10 protein-coding genes are annotated in these 13,385 nt (G+C 68.8%); 3 read left to right on the top strand and 7 right to left on the bottom strand.

From position 1 onward, the window contains the following. Positions 1 to 36: 36 nt before the first annotated feature. The 6 genes from VF697_RS31490 to VF697_RS31465 all read right to left on the bottom strand — a co-directional run bounded on the left by VF697_RS31490 (position 37) and on the right by VF697_RS31465 (position 10,163). A complete protein-coding gene (locus tag VF697_RS31490) occupies positions 37 to 1,965 on the bottom strand; it encodes a DEAD/DEAH box helicase (protein ID WP_331100759.1) in 1,929 nt (642 codons plus the stop codon). A gap of 12 nt (positions 1,966 to 1,977) precedes the next feature. Next, on the bottom strand, positions 1,978 to 2,592 hold the full coding sequence (gene cglE, locus VF697_RS31485) for an adventurous gliding motility protein CglE (protein WP_331100757.1): 615 nt from the start codon (positions 2,590 to 2,592) through the stop codon (positions 1,978 to 1,980). A gap of 113 nt (positions 2,593 to 2,705) precedes the next feature. After that, on the bottom strand, positions 2,706 to 4,649 hold the full coding sequence (gene gltG / locus VF697_RS31480; protein WP_331100755.1) for an adventurous gliding motility protein GltG: 1,944 nt from the start codon (positions 4,647 to 4,649) through the stop codon (positions 2,706 to 2,708). A 68-nt stretch (positions 4,650 to 4,717) separates the two neighbouring features. Beyond that, on the bottom strand, positions 4,718 to 5,005 hold the full coding sequence (cglF, locus tag VF697_RS31475; protein ID WP_331100753.1) for an adventurous gliding motility protein CglF: 288 nt from the start codon (positions 5,003 to 5,005) through the stop codon (positions 4,718 to 4,720). A gap of 116 nt (positions 5,006 to 5,121) precedes the next feature. Further along, positions 5,122 to 6,567, bottom strand: a complete 1,446-nt coding sequence (gene gltE / locus VF697_RS31470) for an adventurous gliding motility TPR repeat lipoprotein GltE (RefSeq protein WP_331100752.1) — start codon at positions 6,565 to 6,567, stop codon at positions 5,122 to 5,124. Continuing rightward, on the bottom strand, positions 6,567 to 10,163 hold the full coding sequence (locus tag VF697_RS31465; RefSeq protein ID WP_331100750.1) for a tetratricopeptide repeat protein: 3,597 nt from the start codon (positions 10,161 to 10,163) through the stop codon (positions 6,567 to 6,569). The genes gltE and VF697_RS31465 overlap by 1 nt, the downstream gene beginning before the upstream one ends. Positions 10,164 to 10,441: 278 nt before the next feature. On the opposite strand from VF697_RS31465, the gene VF697_RS31460 reads away from it, so the two are divergent. The 3 genes from VF697_RS31460 (at position 10,442) to VF697_RS31450 (ending at position 13,209) form a co-directional block, all read left to right on the top strand. Next, positions 10,442 to 11,092 (top strand): hypothetical protein, encoded by a 651-nt coding sequence (locus VF697_RS31460; RefSeq protein WP_331100748.1) that lies wholly within the window; start codon positions 10,442 to 10,444, stop codon positions 11,090 to 11,092. Between the two features lie 69 nt (positions 11,093 to 11,161). Next, positions 11,162 to 12,109, top strand: coding sequence for an ATP-binding protein (locus tag VF697_RS31455; protein WP_331100746.1), 948 nt, complete (start codon positions 11,162 to 11,164; stop codon positions 12,107 to 12,109). Between the two features lie 83 nt (positions 12,110 to 12,192). Then, complete coding sequence (locus VF697_RS31450) at positions 12,193 to 13,209, top strand: hypothetical protein (protein WP_331100744.1); 1,017 nt, start codon at positions 12,193 to 12,195, stop codon at positions 13,207 to 13,209. 64 nt (positions 13,210 to 13,273) lie between these two features. Here the strand turns inward: VF697_RS31450 and VF697_RS43600 are convergent, their stop codons facing one another. Next, positions 13,274 to 13,363 carry a hypothetical protein gene (locus tag VF697_RS43600; RefSeq protein WP_414641362.1) on the bottom strand — a complete coding sequence of 30 codons (90 nt, stop codon included), beginning with the start codon at positions 13,361 to 13,363 and terminating at the stop codon, positions 13,274 to 13,276. Positions 13,364 to 13,385 lie beyond the last annotated feature (22 nt).

The raw sequence follows: 13,385 nt of genomic DNA, 5'->3' as shown, positions 1-13,385 counted from the left end.
CCCCGCAATCGCGTAAATCCCGCCAACTGTCGAGAATTATTGGCTTTCTTGCTTGTTCGTAGCGGGAGCGGACGAGTTCACTTCTGAACCCGTCGACCCCTCGGAGCCAGTCTCTTCAGCCTCGTCGGCGGCTGCGGCGGCATCCGCGGGCCGCTTGGGCGGCGGCGTGGCGGGCAGGCCCTGGGCGCGCTCCACGCCCGCGTTGTCGCCGAGCTTCGTGTACAGGGCGATCGCCCGGTCACGCAGCTGCAGCTCCTCGGCGAGGGCGGCGGCCTTCGGCAGGTGGCCGATCTGCTCGTAGAGCCCCATGGCCTTCTCCTTGCGGCCGATCTCCTCGTAGAGGGTCGCCGCGGTGGCGGCCTCTCCGAGCAGCTCCAGCCACCGGGCGCGGCCAGCGGGCTTGTTCTCCGCCTCGGCGCGGGCCAGCTCCTTCTGGCCGAGCGCCTTGGCCTCCTCCTCCAGCTTCAGCCGCTGGAGGAAGTGGAAGGCCTTGGGAGGAGGCAGCGAACCGAGCACCTCCACCGCCTCGGGGCGGCGGCCGGCGTTCACCAGCAGGGTGGCGGCGCCGAGTCGGTCACCCCGCTCCACCAGGGCCTTCACCTCGAGGTCGCGGATGCGGTTGGCCGCCGCGAAGTCGCGGGTGCGCTCGTACGCCTTGCGCGCCAGCGCCAGCTTCCCGGCGCGCTCGTAGGCGAGCGCCGCCTGGTCGAACTGTCGGGCCCGCTCGTAGAGCCGGGCGACGTTCTCGAAGTCGCCCTTGCCGATGTAGATCTCCATCAGCAGCTCGTAGGCGCCGGCCTTCTCGAGCACCTGGGTGAGCTGATCGGCGGGCACCGTCGCCATGAGGCGGCGGGCGGTGTCGTTGTCCTTGCCCGCCAGCGCGGCGCGCAGCGCGCTCCGCAGATCCCCACCGGCCTCGAAGAGCCGGGCGGCATCGGCGAACGAGTTGTTGCGCTCGTGCATGCGCGCCGCGTCCCGGGTACGGCCCAGGGTCTCGAGCTGCTTCGACTGCTCCTTCCAGTCGCCCGTCAGCTCGGGCAGGGGCTGGCGCTCACGCTCGCCCCGCTCCCGCCGCTCGCCCTCGGGGGCACGCTCACGGCCCTCGCGGCGCTCGCCCCGGCGCTCACCCTCGGGGGCACGCTCACGGCCCTCACGGCGCTCGCCCCGGCGCTCACCCTCACGGCCCCCCTCGCGGCGCTCGCGACGGTCACCCTCGCGACCGCCCTCACGACGCTCCCCGGCGGGCCGGGCCGCGGCAGCGGGCTCCTCACGCTCGGGTTGCGGCTCACGCCCGCTCAGCGCGAAGGCCGCCGAGGCACGCTCCTGATCCCCAGCGGCGCGCCAGGCGCGACCCACCAGGTACATGACGTCCACGTAGGCGGAGAGCTTCTCCTTCGCCGGATCCGCCGCGGGGGCGGCCGGAGCGGCACCCTCGGCGGGAGCGGCCTGCTCCTGAGGGGCCGTGCCCTCGGCGGACGGCGCAGCCTCGGTCGCCGCGGGCGTCTCGGTCGCAGCGGGCGCCTCGGTCGCCGCGGGGGCCTCCGCACCGGCCTCCGGCATGGGCGGCTTCGTCTGGCGCTGCACACGCAGCAGCGTGGTGATGAGCCGACCCTTGACGTTGAGCTCCAGGTCGTCGATCGACTTCACCCGCATGGACCGCAGCGAGCGGACGATCGTCTCGAGCGGCGCCTTCTGGGCCGCGAAGTCGCTCTTGCCCAGCGCCTTCTCCAGGGTGCTCAGCTCGGCGATGACACGCTGGCCCGGACCGACGGGGCCCTGATCCCGATCGCGACCCCGGCCGCCGCCGCGTCCGCCAGGGCCATCGCCCCGACCACCACCGCGACCGCCGTCACGACCACCAAAACCACCACCTGGACCGTCACGGCGCGGACCCTGGCCGGGAGCACCGCCGTCCCGACCCCGCCCACCACCGCGCGGTCCACCGCTTCCATTCTCCTGAGGCACGTGATTCTCCCGCTAGAACGCGTAGCGAAGGTTCGGCGTCACCGCGAACCCGAATGATTGAGACCTGATGAGGAAGGTCCCCGTCACCTCGATACCCACCGAGAAGTGACGAAGCCGTGTGTAGTACTCCAGTCCCGGTCCGGCGAATACCAGAATGTCGGACTCTGGAAGGAGCTGCTTCGGCCTGAACAGGGCATAACCGGCGCCGCCGCGGACGTAGATCCACGTGCGCTGGACCTCCTGGGCATCGGCCAGGCCCACCAGGTGCAAGCGCGCCAGGGCGCCGGGCGCCAGCATGGAGAAGTCGCCAGAGGCCGCGCCGCCCGAGTTGCCCACGTACTCCGAACCCGCGCGGTTGGTGGAGCCCATCACGAACACACCCACCGACAGGCGCTCGCCGAGGTCCATGCCCACCTCCACCTGGGCCATCTGTCCGGGCGAGAAGGGCCGAGGGCCCTGGGAGGCAGGAGGGTTGACGACGAAATAGGGGCCACCGAGCACCGAGAAGTAGAGCCCGCGCTCGATCTCCTCGAAGGTCTCGGCGGGCCTGTCGCCAGCGGCCTGCGCGTTCGCGAGCGCGGGGACCGCCAGGGCGGCACAAACGACGAAGGGGCTGAGGGCTTTCATGCGGGGGCGGACGTTAGCCCAGCAGCCCGGAGACGCCAGCGCCAAAAAAGCAAGATGGGCGGCCCCGTCGAGACGGAACCGCCCACCTGAACGTTTTCAGTCAGCGGAAGGTGCTACTCGCCAGCCGCCTTGAAGATGAACGGATAGGTGACGACCACCGAGCCACCGCCCTTGGGCTTGGGGAAGGCCCAGGTGCGCACGCGGCCGGCCACGCACTGCTCCAGCTCCGAGTTGCCCGCGGTGGACTGGGCCACCGACGAGGTCACCACGTTGCCTTCGGAGGCGATGGTGAAGCGGATGGCCACCTTGCCGCCCAGCTTCGGGAAGCGGTTGAGCAGGCTCTCGTAGCAGTAGCGGATCTGCCCGCGGTTGCGCTGGATGACCTGGCGGATGAGCTCCTTGTCGAGCGAGCCGCTCACCGTGGCCTCGTCGGCCGCGATGCCCACGTCCACGCTCTGCTTGCCGCCCAGGCCGCCCACGCCGGTGCCGTAGCCGCCCATGCCGCCGCCACGACCCTTGGTGCCGACGCTGCCGATGCCGATGGTCTCACCGCCACCACCGCCACCACCACCGCCGCCCTTGAGGCCCAGGCCGCCGAAGCCCGCCGCGGCGCCACCCTTGGCGCCGAACATGTTGCCCATGGCGCTCTTGAGGTCACCGCCGATGCCGCCACCGCCGAAGAGGCTCGCGGCGCCGCCCTTCCCGCCGAAGATCTTCGCCGCCATGTTCTTGGCGGCCGCCTTCTTGTCGGGCTTGCCCTGGCTGGTGGCCTGGGCGGGCGTCTTGGGGGCTTCCTTCTGCCCCATCTTGCCCTCTTCCTTCTTGGCCTTGGCGGCCTTCTCGGCCTGCTTCTCCGCCTTCTGCTGGTTGAGCTTCTCCAGGAACTTGTTCTTCTGCGTCTCGGGCGGCTTGACGATGAGCTTGGCGATGCGCGCATCGCTGCCCGCCAGCTCGTCCGCGTACTCATCACCCGCCGCGGCATGGTTGGCCGCGCTGATGACGAACATCGACGCGAGGAAGAACATCACCAGGAAGATGTTGACGACGGAGAAGTCCACCGACTCGCCCAGCGGCGCGACGGCGCGCTTGGGCACCGACTCGAGGACGATCTCCAGCGTCACGCCGCCCAGGTCCACCGCGAGGAAGTCATCCTCCTTCAGGGTGAGGGCATAGGCCTCGCCCTCATGGGTGGCCTTGCCGGACTCGATGACGGCCTTGAGGTCCGTGCTCTCGCCCTTGCGGGTCAGCTCGCCCTTCATCTTCCCCGTGAAGCGCACGGTGAAGGACTGGCCGTCCGAGCGCACCACCTCGAAGGACTCGGCGCCCAGCTTGGCGTCGCCCATGATGAAGTTGACGCCCTTCGCGGTGCCCACCGTGAAGGACTGCTTCTTGCCCGGCATGAGGAAGAACTCGCCCACGCGCTGGTCGCCCCACATGAAGTGGAGGCCCGCGCCAAGCGGACCGCCGCCCTTGCGCGCCACACGGCGCACGCGAGGAGCGGGCTCGGCCTCGGGGGTCGCCGCGGCGTGCGCCACGGGAGCCGCCACGTGCCGGGGAGCCGCCTGCACGGGAGCGGGAGCCGCCACCGGCTGCTGCACCACCGCCACGGGAGCGGGCGTCAGGGCGGCGGCCGCGGCCGGAGACACGGCGGCCTGGGACAGGCCCCCGGCCAGCGTGACCTCGGGCGCCGGGGAGGCCGGAGCCGGAGTGGGCGCGGCGCTCGTGGCGGCCGAGGCGAGGTTCACCGCGGCGACGGCGGCGGGATTCTCGAGGCGGATGGAGGTCCCACCCACCTTGATCTCGTCACCAAAGACGAGCTGGCCCTTGTTGACCCGCTTGCCGTTGACGTAGGTGCCCTCGACGCTGCCCATGTCGATGATGGACAGGCTGCCGTCGGCGGCCACCTCGATGACGGAGTGGATGCGGCTGACCTTCTCGTCCTCCAGGCACAGGTGCGCCGAGGCGAGACGGCCGATCTTGATGATGTCACGCTCGAAGTCCTTCGAGGTGACGAGCGTGTCGCCCTTGAAGACCTTCAGTGTCAGAGGGACGGGCATGGAAATTCCCCAGTTGGGTTGCGGCGAACTCTAGGACAACACGTGCGGCAGGAGGTTCCCGGCGATTTTCACAACTCGCCGACCGACTGCATCACCTTGTCCTCGAAGTCCTCGCGGATACGGATGAGGTTGGAGTGCTGGACCTTCTTGCGCGCCTCGACGTACTCGCCGTCCGGCTTGGTGAGGTCGCCCTCGATGGTGTCGTCTTCGAAGTCGATGGACTGGGGGCCCTTCTGGGCCTTGCCGCCGCCGCCACTGGACTGGGTGGTGGTGCCGCCGCTGCCGCTGTCGCCCTCATCCTGGGCCAGGGCCGGGCTGACAGTGAGTACCGCGCACAGCATCAGGAGCTTCCGCATGACTGCCTCCGAGCGGTTCCCCCCACCGGGGTCCCGCGTCACGTCCACCGGCACCGGATTCCGGCGCCAGCGGACGAAGGTTCGCATCAATTCCACTGCCCTCGCCACTGCCACCCTCAGAAGATGTCGTCCACCGGCTCGGCGGGATCCGCCTTGGCTGGATTCTTCTGCTGAGGCGCGGCGGCCGGCTGCTTCGGCTGGGCCTCGGCGGGCGGGGTGGCGGCGGGCTGGGTGCCACTGGCGGGCTGGGTCGGAGCGGGGGCGTCGGTGCCCGCGGCGTTCACGGTGCCCTGCTTGCCCTCCTCGGCCTTCATGAGCTCCTGCTGCGCCTTCTGGAGCTCCTCGAGCTTCTTGGCCTGCTCCTCGGCGGCGGCGGCCTCGCGCTGGGCCTGGACGATGGACTCCGCCTCGCGCAGCAGCCCGAAGATGGGGTGCTCGGCGTTGAGGGCCACCTCGCCCCCGGACAGGGAGATGTACTTGCGGTACAGGTCGATGGCCCGCTCCGGAGCGCCCTTGTTGCGGTGCAGCAGGACGCCGCGATTGAAGAAGACGGCGGCCATCTTCGGATCCAGCTTCTCCGCCTCGTCGTACTCCTGCATGGCCTTGTCGAGCTGACCCTGGCCCTTGTAGGCGAGGCCGAGGTTGAGGTGCGCGGCGGCGTTCTTGCTGTCGGCCTGGAGGATGCGGCGCAGGTGCTCCTCGGCGGCGGGGTAGTCCTCCGAGTCGAGCGAGAGCTGGGCCATCATCACGTGCGCGGGCACGTAGTCGGCGCGGGCCTCGATGGCGCGCTTGAACTCACTGCGCGCCTCGTCCTTCTTCTCCTCCTGCAGGAGGATGAGGCCGATGGTGTGGTGCAGCTCGGGATCGTTCTGGTCGATCTTCAGCGCGCGCAGGGCCACCAGCTTGGCCATGGCGAGCTGCTTGCGCTCCAGGTAGCTGCGCATCATCACCTTGTAGGCGGTGACGGACTGGGGCTCGCGCATGAGGGCGGCGCGCGAGAACTCCATGGCCTTCTCGTGGTCCCCGGTCTGCCGGTAGATCTCCGCCAGGCGGGCGCGGCTGTTGGCGTCGTCCGGGTACATCTTGAGGATGCCCTGGTAGATGGACACCGCGCCGGCGATGTCGCCCGCGTTCTGCGCCATCACCGCCAGGTTCTCGGAGGCCTGACGCAGCGTGGGCTTCTTCTTGAGGGCCGCCTGGTAGCGGGCGAGGGCCTCCTGCGAGTTGCCCTGGCGCTCGGCGAGGACACCCAGGTTGTACTCGGCCTCGGCGAGGTCCTGATCCGCGTCCAGCGCGGACTTGAACTTGCGCTCGAGCGACGGGTAGTCGAAGGCACCGGCCTTCTTCTGGGCCTCGAAGGCACCGAGCGCATCGTCGAAGAGGAGCTTGGCGCGGTTGGAGATGGGCGGCGGCTCGTTGGCCTTGGTGGCCGTGCCGGTCTTCCCACCCGAGGTGGTGCCAGTGCCGGTGGGACCGGTGGCCTTGGAGCCCGTGCAGCCCGCGGCGAACAGCGCCGCGAGCGCGGCCAGGAGGAGTGAGCGCGTCATGGGGGTGCGATTCATTAGAGGAAGTCCTCCGGCTCCTGGTCATCCTTGCCGGCCTTCTTGGGCGTGCCCTCCTTGGTGGGCGCGCTGGGGCCGTCGACCTGGGTCGCCGTCTGCTGCTGGAGCCGCTTGGCGAGGTCCGTCACGTCCTCGACCACCTCTTCGGTCTTGCCCTTGTCGTCCGTGGCCGCCTCGACGACGGGCGGCGGCACGCCCTGGATGGCGGTGAGCAGGTCCCCACCGATGGCCAGGTCACGACCCTTGGAGAGGGCCACCTTCTCCTCGACCATCGTCGGGAACTGGTCCGGGCGGTAGGTGTTGCGCAGCATCTTCAAGCTCTCGGCGGAGCAGTCGTTGAAGACGTCCAGCTCGCGGCTCTTGGCCACGGCGCTGGCGAACGTCTCGGCGGCGCTGTCCTTGAGGGGCTGGGCCTGGTTGTTGAACTCGTCGCGCAGGGCCATCTCCGTCTCCTCGTCGATGCCCGGGGGCATGGGAGCGTTGATGATCTTGTCGGCGAAGTTGTCGTAGGCCAGCGCGATGCGGTTGAGGGCGCAGATGGCGGGCTCGGCCGCGCCGATCTGCACCGTCTGCACGTACTTCTTCTCCACCACCGCGCGCGAGTCGTTCTTCTCCTTGATGGAGGCCTTGAGCTTGTCCGGGCTGGGCGGACGGCCCCAGGTGAGCTTCAGCCGCGCGTAGAACTGGTAGTCCTGCTCCACGCTGCGGTACTGGGCGCGGCCCACGGCCTCCAGCGCCGGCTTCTCCAGCGACTGCTGCAGACGGCGCGGCAGCTTCTCGTAGTAGTCGAGGATGCGGCTGTAGAGGCGCTCGGTGTCCTTGGCCTTGCGAACCTTGTTCTCGTAGATGTCGACGATGCGGCCCTCGGCCATGAGGAACTTGCTCGGGCTGCGCATGTAGAGGCGCTCGTACTCCTCGAGCTGGGCGATGGCCTTGTAGTAGTTCCCCGCCTTCTCGTGCAGGGTGATGATGGACAGGAGGATGTCCTCCGCGTCCTTCGCCTTGGGCCACAGCTGCAGGTAGTGCTCGCGCAGGGCGAGCGCCTGCTTGAACTGGGCGAGCCCCTCGCGGTAGGTGGCCGCGTTGAAGAGCGCCACCTGCGCCTTGGACTCCTCCCACTTCTGCGGCTGGCCCGGCTTGTCGGAGACGGGCGCGGGAGCGGCCTTGCCCTTCTTGCCACCGCGCGCGGGCGCCTTCTTGGCGACGAACGCCTTGCCACCCGACAGGCTGGCCTCGTAGCCGCGCACGTACTGCTCGTACACGTCCGCGGACTCGGCGAAGTCACCCACGGCCTCCAGGGCCTCCGCGTTGTTGTAGATGCACTCGGGCACGAAGCGCGACGCGGGGTACTGCTCGATGATGCGCTGGCGGACCTGGATGGCCTTATCCAGCATCTTCGCCTTGTAGTAGTCCACCGAGGCGTTGAAGAGCGCCACGTCGGCGATCTCCGTCTGGGGGAAGTCCGCCACGAAGGACAGGTAGGCCTCGGCCGCCTTGGCGAACTGGTTCTTCGCCTCGAGCTGGCTCACCAGCTTGAAGGCCGACTGCTCGATGACCTTGGACAGGTCCTCGCGGAACTTGCCGGTGGCGAGCTTCTCGTTGTTGTAGAAGCGGCGCGCCCACTCGTTCACCTTCGACCAGTCCTCGAGCAGGTTGTACGAGTCGAGGATGAGGTTGGCGGCGATCTCGCCCGCGCGCTCGCCGGACTCGAACTTGTAGTCCGGGCGGCCCAGGGCGATCTCGCTGAAGCGCAGCACCGCCTCGTCGAAGTGGTTGTGGCGGTAGTAGATGTTGGCCGCCTTGAAGGCGATCTCCACCTGCTTGTCGCCCTTGGGCACGTACTTGAGGTAGCGCTCGCAGGCCTCCAGCAGGTCCTTCTTGGCCTGGGGGATGGCGGCCTTCTTGCGGATGTCCTTGCTGACGTCGTCCTTGAAGACGCCCTTGGCCTCGGCGTCCTTCACCATCTCGTCATAGGCGAGCACGGCGTTGTACGCGGCGTTGTTGAGCCACTTGCCCGGCTTGCCCGGCTTGGGGGCGCCCTTGTCGTCCTTGGCCTCCAGCTGCTTCACGTCCTGCAGCACCACCAGCGTGTAGTTGGCGGCGGCCTTGTCGTACTTCTGCAGGTTGTCGTTGAGGAGCTCGGCCCAGAAGAAGCGCAGGTCGTACGCCTTGGGGCTCTCGGGGAAGAGCGTGAGGTAGTCCGAGTAGATCATGTCGGCGTAGCCGAACGTGGCCTCCTCGCGCGTCTTCTTCGCCTCGTTGTGCCAGGTGACGGCCAGGTTGGACAGGGTGCGCTCGGACAGGTCCTTGGCCTCCGCGAGCGCCTTCTTGTCCTTGTCCTCCTTGATGACGCCGGAGGACTCGACCTCCTTCATGATCTTCACGAGCCGGCGCACCTGCGTGACGGTGCGCTCCTTGTTGCCCATGCGAAGGACGATGTCGACGATGCGGCCCTGGAAGCCCGGGGCCTCGGGCGACAGCGGCTTCTCCTTGATGAGGGAGTTGTAGGTGATGGCCGCCTCGCGGTCCTTGCCATCGCCGTAGTACATGTTCGCCAGGGTCCGCATCATCGCGAAGCGGTCATCCGGGTTGGTGGCGACCTTGGAGAAGTCCTCGCGGGCGAGCATCACGTCGCCCTCGCGAGCGTAGGCGCGGACGTAGTCGGTGCGCGCCTCGCGCACCAGCGAGCTGCCCTTCTTGTTCTTGCCGCCGTCCTTCTCCACGGCCTGGGCGCCGGCCAGCTCGCCGTAGAGCACCACCGACTTCCACTTGTCCTTGGCGTTCGTGTAGTCGGCGAGGTTGAAGTAGCACCAGCCCTGCTTGTAGAGGGCGAAGGCGTACACCTGGCTCTCGGGGTACTCGGCGGCCTTCTTGTAGGCGGCGAGCGCCTTCTCCAGGTCCGCGTGCTTGCCCTTCGAGTTGTTGAAGTAGTACTCGCCGAAGGCCAGGTAGGCGTCGGGGATGTACTTGGACTTGGGGTGCTTCTCCACCAGCCGCTTGAAGGCCACCAGCGCCTTGCGGTCCTGGCCGTCCTCCATGAGGTAGGTGCCGAGGAAGAAGAGCACCTCGTCCGAGCGCTCGAAGTCCGGGTACTCCTGGACGATCTTCGTGTACTGCTCGAGCGCGAGCTTGCCGTACTGCTTCTGGCGCGTGAGGAGCTCGGCCTTGCCCGCCTTGGCGCGGTTCTGGGCCGCCGCGTCACCGCGGTTCATCGCCTCGATGAGCTCGTCGTCCTTCCGGTTCGCCTCGAAGAAGTAGAACTTCGACTCCTCCCAGTACAGCTCGCCCAGGCGGAAGAGCAGCGAGGGCTGCTCCTTCGGATCCGCCGAGAGGGAGATGATCTTCTTGAGCGACTCGATCTGCTCGCGGCGCTTGGAGGCGACCTGCCCCTCCACGCCCAGGCGGAACTGATCGTATTGGAGCGCGGGAGCGGTCTCCTGCTTCTCCTTCTTGCGGCTGATGTCGCCAGCGAGCGACTTGTCCACCACGGCAGTGGAGCTCTTCTTGCCGAGGTTGGCGTCGCGCGGCGCTTTCTTGTCCTGCGCGTTGGCGACGGAGGCCAGGAGCAGGAGGCTGAGGAGGAGCGTACGGCGCATGGGTTTCCTCTGCTGGATTCGGCCGACCGGGTTCCTTGCCTGCTCGGCAAGTGTCCGAGACTCTTCGGGAATTTCCATGTGGAAGGCTGCGCACTATGCGCGGTGCCCCACGGGTGGTCAACAAGCCCTTGGGGGCATGCCGGCCTGCTAGGACCCCCTTGGAAAGATTTCAGGTGGGCTGTGCGAAAAGCGTCATGCGGATTGCGATGTCAGCCCCTGCTGGTAAGGGAGACCTTGCGCCCGGCCGTCCGGTCGCCCACCTGGAGATGTAGCGAGACATGAGCCTCCTGCCCGAAAGCGCCAGCTTCGCCGAGCTGGTGCAGGACTACTTCCTCGCGATGCGCGGAAGTGGACTGATGCTGTCCGCGCTCGACGCGGAGCTTTTGACGTCCTGGGCCGAGCAGGGAGTTCCCTTCGAGGTGGTGGCGCGGGGGATTGCCCGCTCGGCGGAGAAGGCGCTGTGGGACGCGCGGCCGGGTGAGCCGGTGCTGCGCAGCCTCCGGGCGTGCCGCCGGCAGGTAGAGGCGGAGATCAAGAAGTACCGGGAGCGCTCGGCGGGCGCGGGCAGCGAGCCGGGCAGGCGGGTGGCCCGGACGCGCACCTGGGAGGAGACGCGGCACGCGCAGCTCAAGGCCTCGCTGGAGCGGCTGGCCGAGGTGGAGCCGGTGCTGGCCCCGCGCATCGGGCTGCTGATGGAGGCGGTGCTGCACGAGGTGCCCGCGGACTTCGCGGGGATGGAGGCGCAACAGATGCTGGTGGGCCTGTTGCTGCTGCGCGCCCTGCCCTTCCCCGAGCGGCGGGAGCTGTGGCGCACGGGGCGGGGAGAGGACCCGGACCAGCAGTACATGTCCCCGCGCGCGCGGCGGCTGTCCCGGCGCTTCCGGCTGCTGGCGGCGGTGCGCCGGCGGCTTGGGCTGATGGATTCCTAGAGAGAAGTCGACTGAACGCCCGTGTAGCAGGCTGACGAGCGTCAGGAGGCTCTGCTATGGCCCTCGGACATGGTCACGAAGGCGAGCGGCGAGGTGTGTGGCGAGTGTGGGGGGCGGACGTACGTCATCGAGCGGCGGGGAGACCGGGCGCACGCGCGGGTGTGCATGTGCTCGGCCCGGTGCATGCTGTGTGACGGGCGCGGGTATGCGTACGAGACGCGCGAGGAGACCTTCAGCGCGAAGGTCGGCCCCAAGCGCTACGAGGTGCTCGTGCCCTGCGTGTGCCAGCGGAGGGCGAAGCGGATCGACCACTTCAACGAGGTGGGGCTGCCCGGAGTGATGGCGCACACCTCCTTCGAGAACTACCGCTCCTTCAACGAGGCGCAGGATCGGGCGCGCGGCCTGGCGATGCACTTCGCCCACCACTACGACAAGGCCGGGGTGAACAAGGGCTTCATCCTGAGCGGCCCGGTGGGCACGGGAAAGACGCACCTGCTGACGGCCACGCTCAAGCACCTGGTGCTCGAGGTGGGGCTGGAGGCCCGGTACGTGGAGATCTCCCTGCTCTACGCCACCATCCGGCGCGGCTTCCAGGAGGGCAAGAGCGGCGGGGAGATCATCGGCCCGCTGTCGGATGTCGAGGTCCTGGCCATCGACGAGATGGGCAAGGGGCGCGGCAGCCAGTTCGAAATGGAGACGCTCGATGAGCTGATCGCCCGGCGCTACAACGCGGGGCGCACGACGCTCTTCGCGACGAACTACTCGCTGGAGCCGGAGCGCCGCGGCGCCCGCACCGCCGCGCCCACGGGCTACCGCACCACGGAGGACGCGAAGAGCGCGGCGCGCGAGGTGGAGCTGCTGCGCGAGCGCGTGGGTGAGCGCATCTACAGCCGCCTGTGCGAGATGTGCGGCTTCGTCGAGCTGCCGAAGGAGACGCCGGATCAGCGGCGCATGCGGCAGGAGCTCGACATCCGGCCAGGTCCTCCGCCCGGGGGCCCGCGCGGCATGGGGCGCTGACCCCCAAGAAGAGAACCAGGAAATCGGGAAAGATGTTAAAGTCCCGAGCGCATGCCCGACGGTCCCCCCTCCAAGGAGCTCGCATGCGCACGCATCCCCTCTTCGTGGCCTGTGCCGGTCTGAGCCTGCTGGCGGCTTGTGGCGATGATGTCCCGATGACGGCCGGGTCGGATGACCTGGCGGCCGTTGCGCAGGCGCTCGACGCGGCGGACAACTGGAACTACCCCAACGACAACTTCTTCCGCTGCGTCAGCCTGAAGAACGCCTCCGCGCCGCTGCGCCATGGGGACTTCAGCCCGATCAGCGCGACCGGCGGCTACCGCGTCTACAACTCCTGGAGCTACGACGGCGCCTACAACCTGGAGACGGGCTTCTGCCAGCCCGGACAGGTCCGCCTCGACGCGCATGAGCTGCTCCAGACGACCCAGGGCCGCGTCTACCTCCACAAGGGAGGCCAGGGTTACGCCCAGGGCCGCGTGCCCTATGGCCACCTGTGGATCGGCGACCTCCAGGCCGGCGTGACGCCTCAGCGTCCGGAGAGCGAGCCCCCGGAGAACGGCATCCCGAGCGCCATTCCCGGAACGAACTCATGGGACTCGACCCGCCGCAACGGCCGGGGCTGTACCCCCACGGGGACGTACAACTACCGGATGCACATCACCGCCCAGGGCACGCCCGAGGAGCTTCCCTCGACCTGGCAGTACAAGCCGAACCAGACGAGCTCCCGCTACAACAAGTACGCCGACGCGGGCGCCGAGCAGGCCGAGGGCACCGAGCACTACGCGTACCTGCTCTGGAGCTGGCTCCACAAGGGCGACGGCGTGACCACCAGCCCGGGTGGCGGCATGGTGCGTGCGCTCATCAAGGAGGGCCAGCCCTTCTACCGCTGCGGCGTGGAGAGCATCGACAGCATCGCCTACGCCCCCAACTCCAACACCGAGGTGGGGCGGGTCACCGCCATCTACGGCAAGACCCGTGCGTCCGAGGGTGGCCCGTGGGTGTACGGCTGGACCATCCACTCGCACCGGGCGAAGAAGGCCGACGGGACCTACGAGCCCCGGGTCTTCCACGTCACCACCTGCCCGAGCACGGGCTGCTGAGCCACGCGAGCATGGAGACGGAGACCCGCGTGACGGACGCGCGGGTCTCCATCGCGAGCGCGGCTCACGGCACGATGGCGCGAATCAGCGCGTTGCCCGAGTCCGCCACGTACAGCGTCCCGTCCGGGCCCACCGCGAGCCCCGCCGGCAGCACGAGACCCGCCTCTTCCCCGGGC

The organism is Archangium sp., from assembly GCF_036388035.1.
Lineage (GTDB): Bacteria > Myxococcota > Myxococcia > Myxococcales > Myxococcaceae > Archangium.
The sequence above is the reverse complement of the archived record's forward strand: the minus strand, read 5'-3'. Positions and strand labels throughout refer to the sequence as shown.

What these genes read in the sequence shown, in the direction of transcription:
- gltG (WP_331100755.1), bottom strand. Translation starts at nt 4,649, where the DNA reads ATGCCCGTCCCTCTGACACTGAAGGTCTTCAAGGGCGACACGCTCGTC.
- VF697_RS31465 (WP_331100750.1), bottom strand. Translation starts at nt 10,163, where the DNA reads ATGCGCCGTACGCTCCTCCTCAGCCTCCTGCTCCTGGCCTCCGTCGCC.
- gltE (WP_331100752.1), bottom strand. Translation starts at nt 6,567, where the DNA reads ATGAATCGCACCCCCATGACGCGCTCACTCCTCCTGGCCGCGCTCGCG.
- cglF (WP_331100753.1), bottom strand. Translation starts at nt 5,005, where the DNA reads ATGCGGAAGCTCCTGATGCTGTGCGCGGTACTCACTGTCAGCCCGGCC.
- cglE (WP_331100757.1), bottom strand. Translation starts at nt 2,592, where the DNA reads ATGAAAGCCCTCAGCCCCTTCGTCGTTTGTGCCGCCCTGGCGGTCCCC.
- VF697_RS31460 (WP_331100748.1), top strand. Translation starts at nt 10,442, where the DNA reads ATGAGCCTCCTGCCCGAAAGCGCCAGCTTCGCCGAGCTGGTGCAGGAC.
- VF697_RS31450 (WP_331100744.1), top strand. Translation starts at nt 12,193, where the DNA reads ATGCGCACGCATCCCCTCTTCGTGGCCTGTGCCGGTCTGAGCCTGCTG.
- VF697_RS31455 (WP_331100746.1), top strand. Translation starts at nt 11,162, where the DNA reads ATGGTCACGAAGGCGAGCGGCGAGGTGTGTGGCGAGTGTGGGGGGCGG.